Raw genomic sequence first — 22,300 nt, 5'->3', positions numbered from 1 at the left:
GGGTCTGTGATGGTGGGGGGATGACCGTGCGAACCGAACGCGCCGGACCCGTCATCACCGTGCTGATCGACCGGCCGGCCAAGCGCAACGCCGTCGACGGACCGACCGCCGCGGCCCTCGCCGACGCGTTCCGGGCGTTCGACGCCGACGACACGGCGGCGGTGGCGATCCTGACCGGCGCAGGCGGCACGTTCTGCGCCGGCGCCGACCTAAGCGCGATCGGCACCGACCGCGGCAACCGGGTGACACCCGACGGCGACGGCCCGATGGGTCCGACCCGAATGGCACTGTCCAAACCGGTCATAGCCGCGATCGAGGGGTACGCCGTAGCCGGCGGCTTGGAGCTCGCCCTCTGGTGCGACCTACGGGTCGCCGCGCACGACGCGGTCCTAGGCGTCTTCTGCCGGCGCTGGGGCGTGCCATTGATCGACGGCGGCACGGTCCGGCTCCCCCGCCTGATCGGCGAGAGCCGAGCCATGGACCTGATCCTCACCGGCCGCCCGGTGGAGGCCGCCGAGGCGCACCAGATCGGCCTGGTCAACCGCCTGGCACCACCCGGCGGCGCACTGGCCGCGGCCCAGGACCTGGCGACCGAGCTCGCCCGGCTCCCACAGGAGTGCCTTCGCAACGACCGCCGGGCGGTCTACGCCGGCACGATGGAAGCCGAGTTCGCGTTCGGCCTGGAGTCGCTCGCCGCGGGCGCGACCGAGGGCGCCGCCCGCTTCGTGGCCGGCGAAGGCCGCCACGGCACGCCTGCCGCCAACGGCTGAGCCCCGGCCGACCACCGCGAGCCGAGCCGGGGTCGCCGCCCAGCGAGCGAGCGCTCAAAGCCGCACGCGCAGATCGGCAGAGCGAAGGCTCAAACCGGCGCGTACCTCGACAGGAACGCGAAGAAGGCTTCGCGGAGTTTTGGGTCGCCGCCTTCGATGACCAACGGGACCCCGTGGATGGCGCCGGGTGTGACCAGTAGTCGGGCGTCCGGGCTGGCGGTGGCGGCCGCTTTGAAGTCCTTGGCCGCGTCGCCGAACAGGCCGTCGTCCTGTTGCGCCAGGAACAGCGCTGGCACCGTCACCTGGGGCACCGCCTCCTGGGCGCTCACGCCTCCGTACGCCAGCGGCGCCGATACCGAGACGACAGCCGCCACCGGTGGTGTGATCTTCGGGGTTGCGGCGATCGAGAACGTGCCGCCCATCGACGCGCCGACCAACACCAGCGAAGTCGCGCCGTCGGCTCGCAACGCCGCCGCCGCGACCACGTCGTCGTCGAAGCCCGTCTCACTGCTCTCCGACGAGCCGTGCCCGTGGAAGTCGAACGCCAGCACCTTGTAGCCCGCCCCGATCAGCTCGTTGAAGCCCAGGATCCACTGGCACAGATCAGCCTCGGCCTGGTGCGCCAGTACCACGCCCGTCGTGCCCGAGCCACCGATCAGGCCGCCGAGATCGCTCGGGCCGAAGCGCACCGGCTTGGCTCCCACTCCCGCGGCCATCCCCGGACACGAAGCGCCCGGCACCGGACCCGTTGGGCTCGGCGCCACCGCCGGTGCACCCGAGCCGCAACCGGCGAGCGCAAGCAGGACCACGACACAAGCCAACATCCCCCGTCGCATGAGACCTCCTGGAAAGGGAGTGCCCCGGGGACTCGGCGTTGTCCCCGGGGCACTCGGTCGATGGATCAGTTGTTGATGATCAGTTGGAACGTGCTCGTCGTGTTCTTGATGTCCTGGAAGTTGTTGCTGAACCGCAGGTTGTTGAACGTCGCCGAGCCGACCGCCGGGCCCTGGCCGGGCTCGGGAAGCTCGTTGACCCAGATCCCGAAGCCGGACTTGGCGTCGAACGCGTCACCGCTCTTCTGCGCGCCCGAGATCGAGATGTTCGTGAAGACCGTGTCCTGCACCGAGTTCTCCGGCGTGGACCCGTTGTACTTCGTCTGGAACATGATCCCGGAGTACGTCGGATCGACGATGTCCACGTTGGAGATGCGCAGGGCGCGGAACTCCTTGGACGCCGAGAACATCCAGATCGCCGGGAACGTCTGCGCGCCCCAGAAATGCCCACCGGATCTGATGAGCGAGATGTTGTCGAAGGACGTGACGCCCGGGCCGAACCCGACGAACGGATAGCCGAAGTCCAACGAGCTGATGGTCAGACCGGAGTACGTGAGCTGGTCGGCGATGTAGAGGTTGCGGAACGTGTTGTTCTGTCCGCCGTACACCGCGACACCGGCCGCCCGCCACGTCACCGTCGCCGACAGGTTCTCGAACACGTTGCCCGTGTTCGCCCCGCCGCCCGCGTCGGTGGCCGAGAACAGCGCGAACGCATCGTCGCCGTTGCCCCGGCCCTCGTTGTTGGAGATCAGGTTGTCGGTGCTGCCGTTGGTCATGTTGACCGCGTCGGCGAACGTGTTGCGGAAACGGCTGTTGGTGATCTTCAGACCGCTCACGCTCACGCCCCAGTACGCGCAGATCGTGTGCTCGACCCAGACGTTGTCGATCGTCATGTTGTCGACGTTCTGGAGCTCGCCCCAGACCTTGCCCGGCCCGTCCTGGCGGGACGTGTAGTTGCCGAAGAAGGCCAGGTGCTCGAACGACGAGCCGCTAGCCGACGCCTGCACGTCGAAGCCCGCGTTGGTGTCCTGCTGGGTCTGCGGCGTCTGGAACCGGGTGTACCAGATGCCCGCGCCGACGACCTTGATCGCCCGCCCGTACACCTGGAACTTGTTCGACGTCTCGTAGGTGCCCGCCGGCAGGTAGACGCCGAGCGAGGTGGTGTCCTGGCGGGCCGCGTCGAACGCCGCCTGGACCTGCTGCTGGCTGGTGCCGGCCGGCACCTTGTAGCGGGCCGAGTCGGGGTTGCCCCGCGGCGAGACCTGCTCCAGGTTGACGAAGTCGACCGTCGCCTCGGTGCCGCTGTCCTTCTGCAGCTTGATCACCGAGCCGGCGGGGACCGACGAGTTCAACATGATGTTGGCCTCGTCGTAGATGTGCCGCGGCCCGCCGGAGCCAGGCGAGTTGTTCGGGCTCGCCTCGGCGCCGTAGAGCCACGCGTACCGCGAGTCGAGCGGGATCGCCTTGTGCAGCGTGCCGTTGACGTAGATGTTCAGCGACGACGTCTGGCCACCACCGCCGGCGGAGTCCGGGATCGAGAACCGGACCACGAGGGTGTTGGTGGGGTTGCGCGTCGTCCACTGCACGAACGACCCGTTGGACGGCAGTCGCACGGCGCGCCGGCCGGACGCCTCACCGGCGAGGTCACCGATGGTGCGGTTCGGCGACAGCGACTGCGCGCCGCCACCGATCGTGCCGTCCTCGGCCTCGTACATGTCGTAGGGCATGTTGGCGCCGCGACCGGAGAAGAACGGCCGGTCACTGGTGTTGTTGGTGCGCTTGACCGGCAGCTCGTTGGCGTCGTCGGCCAGCACGACCCGCACGGTGTAACGGCCGTTGGCCGCCACCCACGTGCCCATGGTGACCGCGGGTGCGGTGGCGCCGGCGGCGATCGCGCCGCTGTAGGAGCCGGTCAGCGTGCGGACCACCGAGCCGGACTCGTTGAGCACGGTCAACGTGATGCCGTGTGCCCCGCTGGCCGAGGCGATGGTGCCCTGGTTGCGGATCGCCACCGAGAAGGTGACGGTCTGGCCGGCCGACGGGTTGTTCGGCGACCAGCTCACCGAGCCGGCGACCAGGTCGGAGCTCTGCACCTGGCCGACGACGAGGTTGCCGCCGGTGAAGGTGTTGTTGGCGTCGCTCTGCTCGATCACCGTGTTGCTCTCGTCGACCTTGGCGACCAGTTGGTACGTGCCGGCGTCGCGCGGACCGATGCCCGCGGTCACCGTGGTCTGCCCGCCGGCCGACAGAGCACCGACGTTGGCCGTGGCCACCTTGGTGGTGCCGAGGTAGAGCCCGACGGTGGTGGCGCCGGAGCCCGCGTTGCCGATGTTGCGGACCGTGGCCGACAGGGTGATCGAGTCGGTCTCGATCGGGTTGGTCGGCGAGGCGGAGATGGCGCTGACGGTCAGGTCCGGGTTGGGTGCCGGGGTGCCGATCACCTGGAACTCGGAGACCTGGCCGTTGGACGAGCCGCTGTTGGCGGTGAACGTCAGCCGGACGTCCGCGAAGGACCCGCTGACCGGGATGGTCACCGTGTTGCTGGCCGACGAGTTGCTGAAGCTGTACGTCGCCGAGCCCACGATGGTGGTGAAGCTCGACGAGCTCTGCTCCCGACCGGAGATCGAGAACGTCTGGGTACGCGGACCCCACGCGCTGTCCGGCGGCAGCTTGACCACGACCGAGCTCAGGCTGGCGTTGGCGCCGAGCGAGACGGTCAGCGTGCTCGGGTACGCACCCGGCGCGCCCTCCCAGTAGGTGGCGGCGTTGTCGTCGTTGGCATTGGCGGCGACGAACGTGTGCACCGTCGACGAGCCGGTGATCGGCTTACCCACGGCGAGGTTGGTGCCGCCGGTGCCACTGCCGGCGCGGGTGACGGTGTTGCTGTTGCCGGACACGTTGCCCGCGGCGTCCTTCGCGCGCACGTAGTAGGAGACCGTCGCGGTCGCCGCCTGCGTGTCGGTGTAGGTGAGCACACCGGCGCCGACGCTGCCCCGCACCGACCCGTTGGCGTAGACGTCGTAGCCGGTTACGCCGACGTTGTCGGTCGACGCGTTCCAGGTCAACCGGATCTGGTTGGAGCCGGGCTCGGTGTAGGCCAGCCCGGACGGCGCGGACGGCGCCTGGGTGTCGGTCGAGGTCCCCGTGCGGGTCACCGTGTTGCTGTTGCCGGACTGGTTGCCGGCCGCGTCCTTGGCGCGCACGTAGTAGGAGACCGTGGCGCTGGCCGGCTGCGTGTCGGTGTACGTCAGCACGTTGGCGACGCTGGTCCGCAGCTGGCCGTTGGCGTAGATGTCGTAGCCGGTCACGCCGACGTTGTCGGTCGAAGCGCTCCAGGTCAGCCGGATCTGGTCGGACGCCGGCTGGGTGAACGCGAGGTTCGTCGGAGCCGACGGCGCGGTCGTGTCACCACCCGAAGGCCCGTAGACCTCGAACTCGGAGATCTGCCCAGCCGGCCACGCGGTGTTGGCGGTGATGTTCAGCCGCACGTACCGCGTGGTCGCCTGGTTGAAGGTGATCGACACGGTGTTGCCGCTCGCGGGGTCGAACACCCGGCCCGCCGACGACGACAGGTCGCTGAACGACGAGCCGTTGGTGCTGCCCTGCACGGACAGCGTCTGGGTGCGGGTGCCCCAGCCCGACGTCGGCAGCTTGAGCACGACCCGGTTGACCGCGACCGCGGAGCCGAGGTCGACCTGGAGGTGCTCCGGGAACGAGTTGTTGGTGCTTTCCCAGTAGGTGCCCTGGTTGCCGTCGACCGCGTTGCCGGAGCCGTAGACGTCGGAGTGCCCGCTCTCGCTGGTCGCCTTGTTCAGCGCCAGGTTGCTGGACGAGGTCGCGGCGCCGTACACCTCGAGCTCCGAGAGCTGCGCGGCTCCCCAGCCGGTGTTGGCGGTGATGTTGACCCGCACGTAGCGGGCGTTGGTCGCGCCGAAGTTGATGGTGACCGTGTTGTTGTTGCCGGACGAGAAGACCTGGCCGGCCGAGGACGTGATGGCCGAGAAGCTGCTGCCGTTGGTGCTGCCCTGCACGGAGAGCGTCTGCGTGCGCTGTCCCCAGCCGTCGGGGAGCTTGAGCACGACCTGGTCGATGCTGATCGTGCTGCCGAGGTCGACCTGGCCCCACTGGGGCAGGGCGCCGGAGCTCTCCCAGTAGCTGCCCTTGTTGCCGTCGGTCAGGTTGCCGGCGACGAAGCCGCCGTTGGTGCTGCTGGCCGAGGTGGGCTTGCCGGCGGCGAGGTTGGGTCCGCCGGCCGCGGCGGCCGGCGTGCCGGACACCGCCGCGAGGACGGAGCCGGTGAGCAGGGTGGCGACTGCGCCGGCCAGCAGCCGGGTCACATGTCGGTGTCGGGGACGGGTCATGATGGGGGTTGCACCTCTTCCGTGAGGGTTTACGGGGTGCTCCGGGGAGGGCCGCCAAGGCAGGGCGGCCCTCCCCTTCTGGCGATCAGGAGGCGTAGACCTCGAACTCCGAGAGCTGACCGGCGGGCCAGCCCGTGTTGCCGGTGAAGGTCAGCCGCAGCCAGCGCTGCGACGTGGCCGCGAAGGTGATGGTCGCGGTGTTGCCGGAGGCGGGGTTGAAGGTGCGTCCGGCCGCGCCGGACAAGGTGGTGAAGGACGAGTTGTTGGTCGAACCCAGGACGGCGATCGTCTGGGTACGCGACTGCCAGGCGCTGGCCGGCGGCAGCTTGAGCACCACCCGGGACACCGACTGCGCGCTGCCCAGGTCGACGGTGACCGACTGCGGGAAGGCGTTGTTGGCGCTCTCCCAGTAGCTGTTGGCGTTGCCGTCGACCGCGTTGCCGGCGCCGTAGACATCGGCGTGGCTGGTCTCGGTGATCGAGCGGTTGAGCGCCAGGTTGGTCACCGGCGGCGTGGTGCTGGTGCCCTCGCCGGTGAGACTGACGGTGTGCGGCGAGCCAGGTGCGTTCGACGCGATCGACAGCGTGCCGGTGCGCGTGCCGGTGCCGGTCGGGGTGAAGGTGACGTTGACGGTGCAGGACGCGCCGGCCGCCAGCGACGAGCAGTTGTTGGTCTGCGCGTAGTTGCCGGTGACCGAGACACCCGAGATCGACGCGGTGGCGTTGCCGGTGTTGGTGACACTGACCTGCTGTGCCGGGCTGGTCGTGTTGACCTGTCGGCTGGCGAAGGTCAGCGCGCCCGGGGTCACCGTCAACGCCGGGCCGGTCGAGCCGCCGCCGCCGTACACCTCGAGCTCGGAGAGCTGCGCCGCGGGCCAGACGTTGTTGCTGTTGAAGGTCAGCCGGACGTAGCGCCGGGTGCCGGAGGGCAGGTTGACCGTCACCACCGAGCCCTGGTTGAAGGTGTAGTTGGCCGCACCCAGGATCTGGCTGTACGAGCCGCCGTCGGTCGAGCCCAGCACCGTGATGTTCTGGGTGCGGGTCTCCCAGTTGGTCGGCAGCTTGAGCACGAGCCGGCCGACGGACTGCGCAGAGCCCAGGTCGACGGTCAGCGACTGCGGGAACTGCCCGTTGTTGCCCTCCCAGTAGGAGGCGGCGTTGCCGTCGACCGTGTTGGTCGCGACGTACGAGCCGTTGTTGCTGGTCGCGGTGACCGGACGGCCCGCCGCGAGGTTGCCGGCCGGGTCGAAGCCGACGCCGGAGAGCCCGATCACCAGGTCACCCGGGGTGGTCTGGACGAAGGCCATCCCCGACCGGTTGCCGGCGGCGGTCGGCCGGAAGGTGACGGTCAGTGTGCACGTGGCGTTCGGCGCCAGCGTCGACGGGCAGTTGTTGGTCGAACTGAAGTCGGCCGGGCTGACCGAGATGCCGGACACCGGGGCGTTGGCGGCGCCGCTGTTGCGCAACGTCACGGTCTGCGCCGCGCTGGTCGTGTTGAGGTTCTGGGTGCCGAACGTGAGGCTGGTGGGACTGGCCACGATCTGACCGGTGGGCGTGGGCGGTGTGGTGGTCGGCGGGTTCGTCGGCCCGTTCTCCCACTGTGGAGCAGGCCAGGGACCGCAGTCGGGTGTCGCCGTGTACCAGCCGGAGTTGCCGGAGCCCTGGGTGATCTGGAATCCGGACCCGACGCAGTTGTGCATCGGCTTGGCCTGCGCGATGCCGGTGGCCACCACGTTGGTGAAGGAGACCTGGCTGGCCGCCTGCACCTGGAGGGCGTACGTGCCGGCGCCCTGGATCCTGACGTTGTTGAAGTTGATGCCTCGGGTCTGTCCCTCGATCCAGTGCAGGGCCGCGTACGAGCTGTCGAGGATGTCGGTGTCGGTGATGTTGATGGTCGCGTCGCTGGCGAACGCCTCGTTGAGTGCGGAGAACCAGATCGCGCCGACGCCGAAGTTCCAGTTGTAGTCGGAGTTGCCGGCCCGGATCGTGGTGTTGCGGGCGATCGTCCAGGTGCCGTGCACCGCGGTCGCGCCCTGCACGCCGGGATAGCGGTTGGCGACGTGGATGCCACCGCCGTTGGTCAGCGAGTCCGCCACCACGTTGTCAATGATCTTGATGTCCCGGCCGCCGTAGCTGACCAGGTGGTTGGCGAGCAGCGTCACGCCGATCGTGTTGTTGCTGAAGGTGTTGTTGACGTTCGGCACGTTCTGCGCCCACATCGCCAGCGCGTCGTCGCCGGTGTTGCGCAGGAACGTGTTGGTGACCGTCGAGTTCGTGACGCCGGTGTGGAAGTTGACCCCGTCGGCGGTCTGGTCGAGGATCCGGCTGTTGCGGATCGTGAAGTTGTCCATCGGGCCGTCCATCCAGGCGCCGACCTTGGTGTGCTGCATCCAGACGTTGTCGATGACCGAGTTGGTCATCGCACCGCCGAACGCGTTCACCTGGTCGTCGTCCATCCGCTCCCGGATGTCGCCGATGATGGCCAGGTCCCGGACCGTGACGTTGCGGCTCGGGCCGTTGGCCTCGTGCGACCGGATCTCGCCGGTGTAGCCGCCGCCGGGCACGTACTTGCCGTAGATGCCCGCCGCGCGCTTGCGGTCGGTGGGGTGCCGTCCGCCGAGGACCGTGTACCAGGGTCCGGCGCCGCGCAGGGTCACCCCGTCGACCACGACGTGGTCCCAGAGCGTGAAGTTCCCCTGCGGCACGTACACCGGGCGGCCCTGGGCCTGGCCGGCGTTGACGGCGGCCTGGAACTTGGCGGTGGAGTCGGTGGCGCCGGTCGGGTCAGCGCCGTAGTCGGCGACCACGTCGATGGCGTTCGTCGGCTTGCCGATCGCGGCCGGCACGTTCTCGAAGTCGGCCAGGTCGATCGTGAACGTCGGCGACTGCGCGGTGGAGTTGACCTGCAGCCGGATCTTGGTGCCGATCGGCTGGGTCGAGCCGAACATGGCCCGCGCCTCGTCGTAGAAATGGTGCGGGTTGGTGTCGCCGGGGTTGTTGTTGAACGGGTAGCCGCCGTAGTACCAGCCGTACTTCGAGGTGACCGGGACGGTCTTGAGCAGGCTGCCGTTGGCGCGCAGGTCGATGGTCGCGTCCCGGCCCTGGCCCGACGCGCCGTCCGGGATGCTGTAGCGGAACGTCACGGCGTTGGCGGGCGCGGTGAGCGTGAACTCGACGTACTCGCCGACCGCGTCGAGCGTGACCGCCTCGCGGCCGGACGCCTCCGCGGGAAGCTGGCCGTAGAACCGGGTCGGGCCGATCTTCGTGCCGGTGTGCGCGACCTCCTCCGCCTCCTGCTCGACGAAGGGAACGGTCGCGCCCCGGCCGGCGATGTCGAACGGGGAGAGCCCGGCCGCGACGGCCGGGGTCCCGGTGGTCAGGGTGACCACCGCGATGCTGGTGGCGACCAGGGCGGAGCTCGCCAGGATGGCGAGCCCCGCCCGGCGGCGGGTGCCGGCTGTGGGCGCAGCGGCGGCGTCTTTGTGGGGCATGGGTTCCCTTTCGAGAGGCGGGCGGTTCCCCCCGTGCGGTGTTGCCCTTGGTGCGTGTACCCCCGTGCGTTTCTCGTGCCGTGGAGCTGGTCGGTCGGTTTATGCGGTGCGGAGCCAGGCGGTGGTGTCCGGCGGGAGCCGGTCGCCGTCGAGCGGGCCGCTGGCCAGCCAGAGCTCCTCGTGCTCGGGGAGGTCCACGGCCGACGGCGAGAGGTTGGAGACACAGACGAAGCGCGGGTCGCGGGCGAAAGCCAGCACCCCGTCGGCGGACGGCAGCCAGCGCATGTCGCCGTCACCGAGGGCGGCCGCTCCCCGGCGGATCCGCAGCGCGGAGCGGTAGAGCTCGAGCATCGAGTGCGGGTCGCCGGTCTGGGCCTGGACGGTGCGGTCCTTCCAGTCGGCCGGTTGCGGCAACCAGGGCGCGGTCGCGCCGGCCGGGCTGAACCCGAACGGCGACTCGACCCCGGACCAGGGCAGCGGCACGCGGCAGCCGTCGCGGCCGGGGTCGACGAAGCCGGAACGCTCGTACATCGGGTCGGTGCGCATCGCCGGCGGGATGTCCTCGACCTCCCAGAGGCCCAGCTCGTCGCCCTGGTAGACGTAGGCGCCGCCGGGCAATGCGAGGGCCAGCAGGGCGGCCGCGCGTGCCCGCTGGTAGCCGAGCTGCAGGTCGGTCGGTGTCCCCTCGCGCTTGGTGTCGAACGCGAAGGTGGTGTCCTCGCGGCCGTAGCGGGTGACCGGACGCGTGACGTCGTGGTTGGCGAGCACCCAGGTGGCCGGCGCCCCGACCAGAGCGTGTGTCTCCATCGTGCGGTCGATGCAGGCCCGCAGCAGGTCCGGATCCCAGGCGCAGGTCAAGAAGTCGAAGTTGAACGCCGCGTGCAGCTCGTCGGGTCGCAGGTAGTTGGTGAACCGCTGCGCGTCGGGCAGCCAGACCTCGCCGATCAGCGCGCGCTTGTCCGGGTACTCGTCGGCGATCCGCCGCCAGCTCCGGTAGATGTCGTGCACGGCGTCGAGGTCGTGGAACGGGTGCCGGGCGGCCGCGTCGACCTCGGGCAGCGTCGGGTCCTTGAGCAGCAGCGCCGCGGAGTCGATCCGGATGCCGTCGACACCGCGGTCGAACCAGAACCGCAGGATGCTCTCGAACTCGGCGCGGACCTTGGGATGGTCCCAGTTGAAGTCGGGCTGCTCGGGTGCGAACAGGTGCAGGTACCACTCGCCCGGAGTGCCGTCCGGGTTGGTCGTGCGGGTCCAGGTCGTGCCCTTGAACTCGCCGCGCCAGTCGGTGGGCATCTCGTCACCGTTCGGGCCGCGACCCGGGCGGAACCAGAACAGCTCGCGCTCCGGTGAGCCCGGCCCGGCGGCCAGCGCCGCCTGGAACCAGGGGTGCTGGTCCGAGCAGTGGTTGGGAACGATGTCGATGATGACCCGGATGCCGCGTTCGTGCGCCTCCGCGATCATCGCCTCGGCCTCTTCGAGGGTGCCGAAGAGCGGGTCGATGTCCCGGAAGTCGGACACGTCGTAACCGGCGTCCGCCATCGGCGACGGAAACCACGGGCTGAGCCAGACCGCGTCGACCCCGAGCCCGGAGAGGTGGTCCAGGTGTGCCCGGATGCCGGCGATGTCGCCGATGCCGTCGCCACTACCGTCGGCGAAGCTGCGGGGATAGATCTGGTAGATCACCGCCCCGCGCCACCACGGCTGGCTTTCTGCGATGGACACTGGATACCTGCTTTCTTTCTTTTCGGGTGGTTCAGGCGCGCGGTCTGCTCTGACCGCCACTGTTGATGCTGCTCAGGTGTTAAGTCAGCCCTTCATACTCCCCGCCGCCAATCCGCCGATGATGCTGCGCTGGAAAATGAGGAAAACCACGATCATCGGGACGCTGGCGATCGCCAACCCGGCCATGAGCTGGGTCGGCGGCACCTGGCTGGTCGAGGCGAGCCGGCTCAGCGCGACGCTGAGCGTCTGCGTCTCCGGGTCCTGCAACACCAGCAGCGGCCAGATGAAGTCCTTCCAGATGGCCACGATCGAGAAGATCGACACCACTCCGAGTACGGGCCGGGAGAGCGGAAGAACGATGCTCCACAGCACCCGGAAGCGGCCGGCGCCGTCCAGCGCCGCGGAGTCGAGCAGGTCGTTGGGTATCTGGTCGAAGAAGCGCTTGAGCACGTAGATGTTGAACGCGTTGGCCACCGCCGGCAGCCACAGCGCCCACGGGGTGTTGAGCAGGTTCCAGCCGAAGATCGGCACGTCGGTCACGGTCAGGTAGGCCGGGATCAGCAGCGCGGTGGCCGGCAGCATCAGGCTGGCCAGCATCGCGCCGAGGACGACCTTGCCGAACAACGGGCGCAACTTCGACAGCGCGTACGCGACGGCGACCTGGAAGACGAGCTGGATCAGCCAGCCGCCGAACGCGTACAGCGCGGTGTTCCCGAAGAACTTGGCGATCCGCATCCGGTCCCAGGCGAGCTGGTAGGTCTCCGGGACGAAGGACTGCGGGAAGAACGTCGGGTCCGGTTGCGCGTACTCCTCCGGAGTCTTCACCGCGCTGCTGAACATCCAGTAGAGCGGGAAGATGAACACGGTCAGGAAGAGCAGGAAGACCAGGGCCAGCACGACCCAGTAGAGGACGCGGCCCTTGCCCCGGCCGATCTCGGTCTCGGAGAAGAGGGTGCGGGGGCCGTCACCGCGGGCGACGCCGCGGCGCCGCCGGGGCGGTGGCGCGACCGGCGGGGTGGCGGGCAGGGGCCGGATCGGTGTCGTGATGCTCATTGCTCCCCCTTTAGTCCCGGTCCCGGGTGACCCGCAGGTAGATCGCGGAGAAGATGGCCAGCACGACGAACAGCAGCACGCTCATCGCGGCCGCCATGCCGAAGTCCTGGTTGACGGTGAACGCGTACCGGTAGATCAGCACCATCACCGTCACGGTGTCGGGGTTCGAGGTGCCGGTCAGCTGGTACGGCTCGATGAAGACCTGCATCGTCGCGATGATCTGGAGAAGCAGCAGGACCAGCATGATGAACCGGAGCTGGGGCAGCGTCACGTGGCGCAGCCGGCTCCAGGAGCTGGCCCCGTCGAGCTCGGCGGCTTCGTAGAGCTCGCCCGGGATGCTCTGGAGCGCGGCCAGGTACATCAGCGTGGCGCCGCCCAGGTTGGCCCAGGTGGAGACCAGGACCAGCGAGATCATCGCGGTGGACGACGACTGGGTCCACTGCGACTCCGGCAGGCCGACCCCGCGCAGCACCGTGTTGAACAGGCCGAACCCGGGGTCGTAGAAGTAGCGGAAGAGCAGCACGCCGACGATCGGCGGGAGCATCACCGGCAGGTAGACGGCGACCCGGAAAAAGCCCTTCAGGTGCCGCATCTCGTTGATCAGGATCGACAGCACCAGGGGTACGGCGAAGCCGAAGACCAGTGCGATGCCGGTGAAGACGAGGGTGTTCTTCCACGCCGTGACGAACAGCGGGTCGTCGAAGATCGCGGTGAAGTTGTCGGTGCCGACCCAGTACGGGTCGGTGACGAAGTTGATCTGCTGGAAGCTGAGGATGACGCCGCGCACCAGCGGGTACCACGAGAAGAGCGCGAAACAGGCGATGCCTCCGGCCATGAAGGCGTACGCCATGAGGTTGTCCTGGATCTTCCGGCTCAGGCGGCTGCGGAACGCAGTCGGCCGACCGGCGGTGGCGACCGCCATCTCCAGCGTCCTCTTTCAATGAGTCGGGCCTTCCGCCGCCGGGCCGTTGCCGGCCCGGCGGCGGACGCGATGGTTACTTGACGCTGGCGAGGATGCTGTTGACCTGGGTCTCGGCGTCCGACAGCAGCTTGGCGATGTCGGCGTTCTTGTCCGTCAGGACCTTCTGCATCGGCACGTCGAGCACCGCGTAGATCTGCTGCGCGTTCGGCGGCTCGACCTTGAGCGGGATGTTGGCGGTCGCGTCGGCGAACGGCTTGTAGTTCTCGACCGGCAGGTTCTTCAGCTTGTCGATGGCCGCCTGCTGCTTGGCCTTGGCGTCACCGGTCCACAGCGCGGGCTCGGGCAGACCGACCGGGGTCTTCTGCTCGGCGGCCCACTGGTACTCGGCCTCGATCCGGTCCGGGTTGTTCCACCAGTAGGTCAGCCACTTCAGGCCGGCGCGGATCTTCTCGGGCGTGGCCTTGGCGTTGAACATGTAGCCCTCACCGCCGGCCAGGGTCGCCGTGCCGTTCGGGATCGGGCCGAGGCCGTACTTGTTGAAGTCGCCCTTGAACTGGTTGACGATCGTCTCGATGTTGTCCGGGGCGGCGACGTACATGCCGAGCTTGCCGGAGCCCATCAGCTGGAGCAGGTCGGCCCACTCGAGGAGCTGGCGCTGGCCCATGCTGTTGTCGGTCCAGCGCATGTCCTTGAGCTGCTGGAGGACCTGCTTGCCCTTGTCGTCGTTGAAGGCGGCCTTCCAGGTGCCACCGTTGTTGACGGCGATGTCGCCACCCAGCGAGTACATCTCCGCAGTGAAGTGCCAACCACCGGTGTTGTTCTTGCTGTAGTCGCCGTAGCCGACGTAGTCCTTGCCCAGACCCGCGATCGCCTTGGCGGCGGTGCGCACCTCTTCCCAGGTCTTCGGCGGGGTGTTCGGGTCGAGCTTGGCCTGGGTGAACAGCTCCCGGTTGTAGAGCAGGCCGAGGGAGTAGTTCTTGGCCGGCAGGCCGTACACCTTGCCGCCGTCGTCCGAGAAGATCTTCATGAGATCCGGACGGAGCTCCTTGGTCGGCGGGAACTCGTCGAGGTACTTGCTGATGTCGGCGACCTGGCGCTTGGCGATCAGGCTGGCCGGGTCGGTGAAGTAGACGTAGAAGACGTCTTCGAGCTGACCACCCGCGAGCTTCGACTGGAAGGTCTGCGGGTCCATCTTGCCTTCTTTGGCATCGACGTCGATGTTCGGGTTGAGCTTCTCGAACTCGGCGACGTTGTCGAGGAAGTGCTTGCGGTTGACCGCCTCGGTGTCCGGCGGCAGGCCGTTGATGACCAGCGTGACTTTCGCATTGGGGTCAGATGCCGGGGCTTCGCCGCCGTCGTCCGAGCCGCACGCGGCCGCCGACAGCGCGACCCCGGCGACCAGCAGCAGCCCGACGGCGCTACGCAACCTGGATCTGTTCATGAGGTGAACGCCCTTCCTGGGTGGAGCGAGGAGTCTCGGGTGTGATGTGGCTCTCGTACGTGCATGTTTCGTGGCGATGACGATACAAAGCCGAACTACGCCTCGCAAGAAGCCGACTGGTCTCAGAAAAAACAAGACTTCTAATGGGAGCGCTCCCAACTCGGGCATGAAATGGGGCGGACCGCGCAGGTCCGCCCCATCGACGCAGGTCAGCGCGAGCCGGCCGGTCCTGTCGACCCGCGCACCACCAACTCCGGCTCGAAAAGAAGCTCGTCGGTGTTGACGCCGGCGCCCTCGATCTGGTTGACGAGGATGTCGACGGCCGCCTGGCCCATCATCTCGATGGGCTGGCGGATCGTCGTGAGCGGCGGGTCGGTGCAGGTCATCAGGCCCGAGTCATCGAAGCCGATCACCGAGATGTCGTCGGGCACCTGCTTGCCGAGCCTCCTGACGGCCCGGATGGTGCCGAGGGCGATCACGTCGCTCGCGCAGATCAGCCCGGTGGCGCCCTTGTCGATCAGCTTGGTGGCGGCGACCCGTGCGCTCTCCATGGAGAAGCTGGTGCGGCCGACCCAGGTGTTCTGCTCCTCCTGGCCCCAACCGGCGGCGTCGACCATGGCGGCGAGCTTGCGCCGGGAGGGGACGTGGTCCTCCGGGCCGAGCACCAGGCCGATGTTCTCGTGGCCCAGCGAGCGCAGGTGGCCGAAGGCCTGCTCGACGGCGACCGCGTCGTCGGTGGAGACCCGGGGGAAGGGCAGCTCCTCGACGCCGGCGTTGACCAGGACGACGGGCAGGCCGCGGTCAGTCAGCTGGCGGTAGTGGTCGTGTTTCGCGTCGGCCAGCGCGTAGGAACCGCCGGCGAAGATCACGCCCGAGACCTGGTGGTCGAGGAGCATGTCGACGTAGTCGGGTTCCGAGATGCCGCCGATGGTGCGGGCACAGAGGGCCGGCGTCAGGCCGCGCTGGGCCAGCGAGCCGGTCACCACCTCGGCGAGGGCGGGGAAGATGGGGTTCTGGAGCTCGGGCAGCACGAGGCCTACGAGCCTGGCGCGCTCGCCACGCAGTTTCGTCGGGCGCTCGTAGCCGAGCACGTCGAGGGCGGTGAGCACCGCGGTGCGCGTCGACTCGGAGACGCCGTCGCGGCCGTTGAGCACGCGGCTCACGGTCGCTTCGCTGACGCCGGCCTTGCGCGCGACCTCGGTCAGTCGTCTGGTCACGGCGCAAGGATACGTCATGGTTTTGCAAAAACATGACAGCCGTTTGCCCGACCCCGACAGGCCCGGGTTATCCACAGGTTGTAATGGATCAAACGCAAATGCAACGCTGATGGCCTAGAAAGGAGGCGTGACAGTGATGACCCCTCGCGCGGTGCCAACCGAGGCATGGACAGTCGACGACCTCGACGATCTTCCCGACGACGGCTACCGGTACGAAATTTTCGACGGGAGCCTCCTGGTGAGTCCGCCAGCGGCGATGCCGCACATCGCCTCGACGGTATGGCTGCGCGACCTCCTCCACGCCCAAGCACCTCGTCACTTCAAGTTGATCGAGGGCGCCGGCGTCTTCGCGAACGCGCGCAACTTCTACATCCCGGATCTCATGGTCGTGCGCGACGAGGTCCTCAAGAGCCGCGAACGCGGCGTCAGGCCAGCCGACGTGCTACTCGCGATCGAGGTCGTGTCGCCGTCAAACCCGAGCAACGATCTATTCATCAAGCGCAAGGCCTATGCGCAGTTCAACATCCCTGAATATTGGATTGTCGACCGTCGCGACGAGTCGCTGTCCGTGTTCCAGCTCGACGAGCGGAGCGAGTATCAACTCGCCGCGAAGGTCCATCCGGGCTCGCGGTGGCAGGCCGAGAAGCCGTTCCCGCTCGCGGTCGACCCAGCCGACCTCTTCAGCTAGCCAGGTTGCGGAGGGCGTCTTCAACTGCGCGGTGGAACGTGGGATAGGCGTAGATCATGCTGCGGAGTTGGGGCAGGGGCACGCGGGCGTGCACTGCGAGCGTCAGCATGCTGAGGACCTCGCCGCCCATCGGGCCTACTGACGTCGCGCCCACCAAGAGGTCGCCGTCGGCGATCAACTTGATCAGGCCCGCGTTGCCCTCCTTGTGGATCCAGCCTCGGGACGACGTGGTGAGGTCCGTCAGTCCTACTTGGATGCTCAAGCCGCGGTCGCGAGCCTCGGCTTCGGTCAGACCGACCGAGCCCACCTCCGGGTCGGTGAAGGTGACCCGCGGGACAGCGCGATAGTCCGCCGGCGGGCCGTCCTGGCCGAGGATGTCGCGGATCGCGATGCCGGCCTCGTACATCGCCATGTGGGTGAACGCCCCGTGCCCGGCCACATCGCCGACCGCCCAGATGCCGTCGGCCGCGCGCATCCGTTCGTCGGTCTGGATCAAAGGTGCCGAGGCGTCGAGACCGACCGTCTCCAGACCGATGTCGGCCAGCCGGCCGCGCCGGCCCGTGGCCACCAGCAGGCGGTCGCCGGTCACCGTGCCCGCGCCGTCGCCGATCTCGACCGCGAATCCGTCGGCCTCGGTGTGGAGCACGCGGGTGGCGTGCATGCCGGTCCGCACGGTCACGCCGTCGGCTTCGAGGGCGGCCCGCACGAGGTTCGCGGCCTCCGGCTCGTCGAACGGCAACAGGTGGTCAGCCGCCTCGACCACGGTCACCCGCACACCGAACCGCGCGAAGACCTGGGCCAGTTCCACGCCGATCGCCCCGCCGCCGAGCACGACCAGCGACACGGGCAACTGCTCGACCTCGATCGCCTCGCGGTTGGTCCAGTACGGCGTGCCGGCCAGGCCCTCGATCGGGGGCGCCACCGGCGCCGCACCGGTGGCCACCACGATGCCCCTCGTCGCCTCGAACTCCTGGTCGGCGACCGCCACCGTGCGCGGGCCGGTCAGCGCCGCATAGCCACGGACGAACCGGCCGCCCTTGCCGACGAACCGGTCGACGGCGACCGTGTCGTCCCAGTCGTCGGTCGCCTCCTCGCGGATCCGCTTGGCGATCGGCGTCCAGTCAGGGTGCACCGTCGCCGAGCCGGCCAGCTTGGCGACCCGCCGCGCCTCGGCCAGCGCGTTGCCACCCCGGATCATCATCTTGCTCGGCACGCAACCCCAGTACGGGCATTCACCGCCGACCAGGTTGCTCTCGATGCCGACGACCGTGAGCCCGGCCTCCGCGAGCTTGCCGGCGACCTCCTCGCCACCGACACCCAGACCCACCACGACGACGTCCACACGCTGTGCCACGCATCCCATTAAAGCCCTAGAGTGGCGGCCATGTCGCAGGTGACCGGCCACACCGACGCGGATTTCACACCGGTCCGCCAGCTCTTCGAGAGCTTCTTCTCAGGCGGCCGGGACACCGGCGCGGGCATCGTCGTCGTGCACGACGGCCGGCTCGCCGTCGACCTGGTCGGCGGCTGGCGCGACGACGCCCGCCAGCGCCCGTGGACACCGGACACGCGCGTCGCCGTCTACTCGGTGAGCAAGCCCTTCGCCGCCGCCTGCCTGATGATCCTCGTCGACCGCGGGCGGGTCGGGCTCGACGACCCGGTGCACCGGCACTGGCCGGAGTTCCCCGCCGACGGCACGACGGTCCGGCACGTGCTCGCCCATACCGCCGGCCGCCCGGCCTTCCTCACCCCACGGCCGGCCGACGCCTGGGCCGACTGGGCCACCCTGGCCGCCGACCTGGCCGCCACGCCTCCGATGTGGATGCCCGGCAGCACGGCGGCGGAGCACGCGCTGACCTATGGCCATCTGGTCGGCGAGATCGTGCGCCGCGTTGACGGCCGGCCGATCGGCCGGTTCCTGAGCGACGAGGTCGCCGGGCCGTGGCGGCTCGACCTGGCCTTCGGCGCGGGCGGCCTGGCCGACGTCGCCGACCTGACCTTCGGCGACCCGGCCTGGCCGAAAACCTCGGTCGGCGAGCCGGGCAGCTTGCGCCATCGCGGGCTGGCCAACCCGGACGGTTGCCGGGACCTCGCGGTGCTCAACGGTCCACTGTGGCGCGAGACCGAGGTGCCGGCCGTCAACATGCACGCCACCGCGCCCGCGGTCGCCCGCTTCTACCAGGGCATCCTGGCCGGCGGCGTGCTCGACGGCAGGCGGATCCTGAGCACCGACGCCGTGGCGGAGATGATCCGGGTGCAGCACGACGGGCCGGACCTGCTGCTGGACCGCCCGGTGAAGTGGTCGCTCGGCTTCCAGATCGAGGACGACGGCAGCTTCGGCATGGGTGGCATCGGCGGCAGTTGCGGTTATGCCCTGCCCAGCGCGGGCCTCGCGATCGGCTTCGTCACCCGGCACCTGGCCGACTTCGACCGGATGGACGAGCTGGACAGCGCGGTCATGGCCGTCCTTCAGGCATAACGCTCCACGTAGGACCCGCTCGGGTCGTACCGCTCGCGTTGCCGCTCCGGGTTGAACCTCCGGTACGGCCGGGTGTCGTTGCCGGTGCCCGCGACCCACTGCCAGTTGCCGGAGTTGTTGGGCAGGTCGCCGTCGAGCAGCCAGCGGTAGAACTCGTTCTGGCCCTGCCGCCAGTCGATGCCGAGATCCTTGGTCAGGTAGGACGCGGTGACCAGGCGGGCACGGTTGTGCATCCAGCCCTCCCGGCGGAGTTGGTGCATGCCGGCATCCACAATGGGCACACCGGTGCGGCCCTCGGCCCAGCGCCGGAAACCGTCGCCGTCGTCGTCCTTCCAGCCCTCGGTCGCCCCGCGCCGGTAGGCCTTGCGACCGATCTCCGGGAACGCGTACGCGACCTGGTAGTAGAAGTCGCGCCAGCAGAGTTGACGGACGAACGGGTCGTGGCCCGGTCGGCCCAGCGCGGCGTGCGCGACCTCCAACGGCGACAGGCAACCGAAGCGGAGGTACGGGCTGAGCCGTGAGGTGCGGTCGCCGGCCAGGTCGTTGTGCCCGTCGTCGTAGTGCTCGACCTCGCCGATCCAACCGCGCAGGCGCTGCCGGGCAACGGTCTCGCCGCCCCGCGCGGCATCGGGCGACTCGCCGACCGGCTCGGCGGGCAGCCGACCCACCGTGACACCGGACGGCAGCGGCACCTTCTTCGGCACCGCCACCGGCTCGCGCCACTTGGCGGCGGTCCACGCCCGGTGATATGGCGAGAACACGCGGTAGTGGTCACCGCCACCCGGCTTGAGCGTGCCCGGGTCCACGATGGTCAGTCCGGGGAAGAACCGCACGGACAACCCTTGCCGCTCACCCTCGGCGCTCAGCCGCCGCTCGCGCCGGCGGGCGTACGTGCTCACGTCGGCCGCGGCGGCGATGCCCTCGGCGCCGACCTCGCCGGCCAGCCGGACCGCCTCGGCGACCGGGTCGCCCTGGCGCACGACCAGGTCGCTGTCCCGGTCGCGCAGGAGCGCGCGCAGGTCCGCGACGCTCTGGTGCAGGAACCGGTCCCGGTTGGGCGAGCGGCCGCCCAGCACCGGGTCGAACACGAACAGCGGCACGACCCGCTCCGCGTTCGCGCAGGCGGTGGCCAGGGCCGGGTTGTCGTGGATCCGCAGGTCCCGGGTGAACAGCACGACGGCCGTGCGCATCAGGCGGCCTCGACCGGCGCGCCGGACACCATGGGCAGGTTGCTCGGCGGCACGACGATCGGGCTGTTGGCGCCGGCCAGCAGCGCGCGGGCGGCCACCGCCGCTCGCCGGCGGTTGGGCACCGTCGCGCGCCGCACGAAGACGTCGTAGTCGGCGGCGACCACCTCGTCGAGGATCCCGCCGTAGAGGGTGTAGGCGGCCCGGATGCAGGAACGCGACCCGGGCGCGAGCATCCCCACGCCGGGCGCGGCCGCGGCGTAGTGCAGGCGGGCGCGTTCCACCTCGTACGCGATGAGGTTCTTGATCGGTGTCGTCGCCGCGCGCCGGGTTACCGCGCCGGCGAGGTCGGCCCGGGTGACTGCGAACTTGTCGAGGTCCTCGTCGGGCAGGTAGGTCCGGCCCCGGTAGAGGTCCTCGCCGACGTCCCGGATGAAGTTGGTGAGCTGGAAGGCGAGGCCGAGCTGGCGGGCCGGCCCGCGCGCGCCGCCGGGGTCGGAGCTGCCCAGGATCGGCAGCATCATCGTGCCGATCACCGCCGCCGACCCCTCCATGTAGTCGAGCAGGTCTTCGTAGGTGGCGTACGAGGTGACCGTCAGGTCCATCGCCATGCTGCGCAGGAAGCTGGCGAAGTCGTCGCGGTCGAGGTCGAAGACGGCGATCGTGTGCAGCACCGCGGGCAGCAGGGGGTCGTCGACCGGCGCGCCGTGCAGGCCGGCGACGAACCGCTCGGACCACTTGGCGAGCTCGGCGGCGCGGTCCTCCGGCGCGAGGTCGTCTGTGCGGTCGACGATCTCGTCGGCGTAGCGGGTGAATCCATACAACGCGTGCACATGTCGTCGTTTCCACGCGGGCAACAGCCGAGTCGCGAGATAGTACGTGCGGCCGTGTTGTTTGTGCAGGTCACGGCAGCGTTCATAGGACGCCGCGAGCAGGTGGTCCATCACGCCTCCCCGACGAGAAATCGACTCAGAAATCGACGCAACTCGTAAGTCTAGGGTATGCTCGGCCGCGTGGCCAACGACACGCTCGCGGCGGACCTCCGCGATCGGTGCCCTCCCCCGCAGCGGTCCACACCGCCGGGAGACGGGTGGCTCCGGGCCGCCATCGACACCGCCCTCGCTGATTTCGTCCGACACGAATCCGCCGTTCTCGAGTCCACCGACACCGCCCTGCGCCCGTTCGCCGCAGTGGCCCGCGACAGCGTGCTTGCCGGCGGCAAGCGGTTGCGGCCGACGTTCGCACACTGGGGCTGGCGCGGGGTCGCCGGTGCGACGGCCGCCGTCGAGCCGGTGCTCCCCGCCTTCGCCGCCCTCGAGCTTCTGCACGCGTTCGCACTGGTCCACGACGACGTGATGGACGGTTCCGCCACCCGGCGCGGCCGGCCCACGGCCCACCAGGCGCTCGCGGCGCAGCACGTGCGGGCCGGCCGGCGCGGCGCCGCGGACCAGTTCGGCGCCGCCGGCGCGGTGCTGGTCGGCGACCTCTGTCTGGTCTGGGCCGACCGGCTGCTGGCCCAGGCCGAAGTGCCGGCAGCCGCCCTGCTCGCGGCGCGGCGCTGCTACGACGAGATGCGGGTCGAAGCCATCGCGGGCCAATACCTCGACGTGCTCGGCGATGCCGAGCCCGACCGGTGGTCGGTGGAGCGGGCGCTGCGCGTCGCCCGGCTCAAGACCGCCGGTTACACGGTCACCCGCCCGTTGCTCTACGGCGCGGCCCTGACCGGCCACGGCGACGCCGTCAGCGAGACCTACCAGCGCTACGGCGCCGCCGTCGGCGAAGCGTTCCAGCTCTGCGACGACCTGCTCGGGGTGTTCGGCGACCCGGCGGTGACCGGCAAGCCGGCCGGCGACGACCTGCGCACCGGCAAGCCGACCGCGTTGCTGCTGCTGGCCCGGCGGCTGGCCACCCCGGCCCAGGCCGTCCACCTCACCCGCACCGACGCTACCGACCTCAGCGATATCGCGGAGATCGTCACGGATACTGGCGCGGTGGCCACCGTCGAAGCGATGATCAACAATCGGGTCGACCTGGCGCTCGCCGCGCTCGACGACGCGCCGATCGACAGCGTCACCCAGGCCGCCTTGCGTGACCTCGCGGTGATGGCCACGCACCGACAGTCGTGACCGTCAACTTC

15 protein-coding genes are annotated in these 22,300 nt (G+C 69.5%); 4 read left to right on the top strand and 11 right to left on the bottom strand.

Features of this window, described 5'->3' with window-relative positions; translation table 11 throughout:
• Positions 1–20 precede the first annotated feature (20 nt).
• Positions 21–770, top strand: coding sequence for a crotonase/enoyl-CoA hydratase family protein (locus AB0J88_RS29295; protein ID WP_364349922.1), 750 nt, complete (start codon positions 21–23; stop codon positions 768–770).
• 89 nt (positions 771–859) lie between these two features.
• Here AB0J88_RS29295 and AB0J88_RS29290 read toward each other — a convergent pair whose 3' ends face one another.
• The 8 genes from AB0J88_RS29290 to AB0J88_RS29255 all read right to left on the bottom strand — a co-directional run bounded on the left by AB0J88_RS29290 (position 860) and on the right by AB0J88_RS29255 (position 15,809).
• Complete coding sequence (locus AB0J88_RS29290) at positions 860–1,486, bottom strand: alpha/beta fold hydrolase (RefSeq protein WP_364349925.1); 627 nt, start codon at positions 1,484–1,486, stop codon at positions 860–862.
• A 185-nt stretch (positions 1,487–1,671) separates the two neighbouring features.
• Complete coding sequence (locus AB0J88_RS29285) at positions 1,672–5,964, bottom strand: discoidin domain-containing protein (RefSeq protein WP_364349928.1); 4,293 nt, start codon at positions 5,962–5,964, stop codon at positions 1,672–1,674.
• Positions 5,965–6,049: 85 nt separating this feature from the next.
• Entirely contained in the window at positions 6,050–9,454 is a 3,405-nt protein-coding gene (locus AB0J88_RS29280) for a discoidin domain-containing protein (protein WP_364349931.1), read from the bottom strand.
• Between the two features lie 99 nt (positions 9,455–9,553).
• On the bottom strand, positions 9,554–11,170 hold the full coding sequence (locus AB0J88_RS29275) for an alpha-amylase family glycosyl hydrolase (RefSeq protein ID WP_364350977.1): 1,617 nt from the start codon (positions 11,168–11,170) through the stop codon (positions 9,554–9,556).
• 90 nt (positions 11,171–11,260) lie between these two features.
• Entirely contained in the window at positions 11,261–12,229 is a 969-nt protein-coding gene (locus AB0J88_RS29270; protein ID WP_364349934.1) for a carbohydrate ABC transporter permease, read from the bottom strand.
• 10 nt (positions 12,230–12,239) lie between these two features.
• Positions 12,240–13,151, bottom strand: a complete 912-nt coding sequence (locus tag AB0J88_RS29265) for a sugar ABC transporter permease (RefSeq protein ID WP_364349937.1) — start codon at positions 13,149–13,151, stop codon at positions 12,240–12,242.
• A gap of 73 nt (positions 13,152–13,224) precedes the next feature.
• Complete coding sequence (locus AB0J88_RS29260) at positions 13,225–14,592, bottom strand: extracellular solute-binding protein (RefSeq protein WP_364349940.1); 1,368 nt, start codon at positions 14,590–14,592, stop codon at positions 13,225–13,227.
• 209 nt (positions 14,593–14,801) lie between these two features.
• Positions 14,802–15,809 carry a LacI family DNA-binding transcriptional regulator gene (locus AB0J88_RS29255; RefSeq protein WP_364349943.1) on the bottom strand — a complete coding sequence of 336 codons (1,008 nt, stop codon included), beginning with the start codon at positions 15,807–15,809 and terminating at the stop codon, positions 14,802–14,804.
• Positions 15,810–15,945: 136 nt separating this feature from the next.
• Here AB0J88_RS29255 and AB0J88_RS29250 point away from each other — a divergent pair, with 136 nt between their 5' ends.
• Positions 15,946–16,497, top strand: coding sequence for a Uma2 family endonuclease (locus AB0J88_RS29250; RefSeq protein ID WP_364349946.1), 552 nt, complete (start codon positions 15,946–15,948; stop codon positions 16,495–16,497).
• Here AB0J88_RS29250 and AB0J88_RS29245 read toward each other — a convergent pair.
• Complete coding sequence (locus AB0J88_RS29245; RefSeq protein WP_364349949.1) at positions 16,490–17,860, bottom strand: NAD(P)/FAD-dependent oxidoreductase; 1,371 nt, start codon at positions 17,858–17,860, stop codon at positions 16,490–16,492. The genes AB0J88_RS29250 and AB0J88_RS29245 overlap by 8 nt on opposite strands.
• A gap of 21 nt (positions 17,861–17,881) precedes the next feature.
• Here AB0J88_RS29245 and AB0J88_RS29240 point away from each other — a divergent pair, with 21 nt between their 5' ends.
• Entirely contained in the window at positions 17,882–18,976 is a 1,095-nt protein-coding gene (locus AB0J88_RS29240; RefSeq protein ID WP_364349952.1) for a serine hydrolase domain-containing protein, read from the top strand.
• Here AB0J88_RS29240 and AB0J88_RS29235 read toward each other — a convergent pair.
• Positions 18,967–20,166, bottom strand: a complete 1,200-nt coding sequence (locus tag AB0J88_RS29235) for a deoxyribodipyrimidine photo-lyase (RefSeq protein WP_364349955.1) — start codon at positions 20,164–20,166, stop codon at positions 18,967–18,969. The genes AB0J88_RS29240 and AB0J88_RS29235 overlap by 10 nt on opposite strands.
• A complete protein-coding gene (locus AB0J88_RS29230; protein WP_364349958.1) occupies positions 20,166–21,107 on the bottom strand; it encodes a phytoene/squalene synthase family protein in 942 nt (313 codons plus the stop codon). The genes AB0J88_RS29235 and AB0J88_RS29230 overlap by 1 nt, the downstream gene beginning before the upstream one ends.
• A gap of 69 nt (positions 21,108–21,176) precedes the next feature.
• Here AB0J88_RS29230 and AB0J88_RS29225 point away from each other — a divergent pair, with 69 nt between their 5' ends.
• Positions 21,177–22,289, top strand: a complete 1,113-nt coding sequence (locus AB0J88_RS29225) for a polyprenyl synthetase family protein (protein WP_364349961.1) — start codon at positions 21,177–21,179, stop codon at positions 22,287–22,289.
• The last annotated feature ends 11 nt before the right edge of the window (positions 22,290–22,300 follow it).

The organism is Asanoa sp. NPDC049475, assembly GCF_040676915.1.
In the GTDB taxonomy this organism is placed as follows: domain Bacteria; phylum Actinomycetota; class Actinomycetes; order Mycobacteriales; family Micromonosporaceae; genus Asanoa.
Note: the sequence above shows the minus strand (reverse complement) of the source record. Positions and strands in the feature narration are given on the sequence as shown.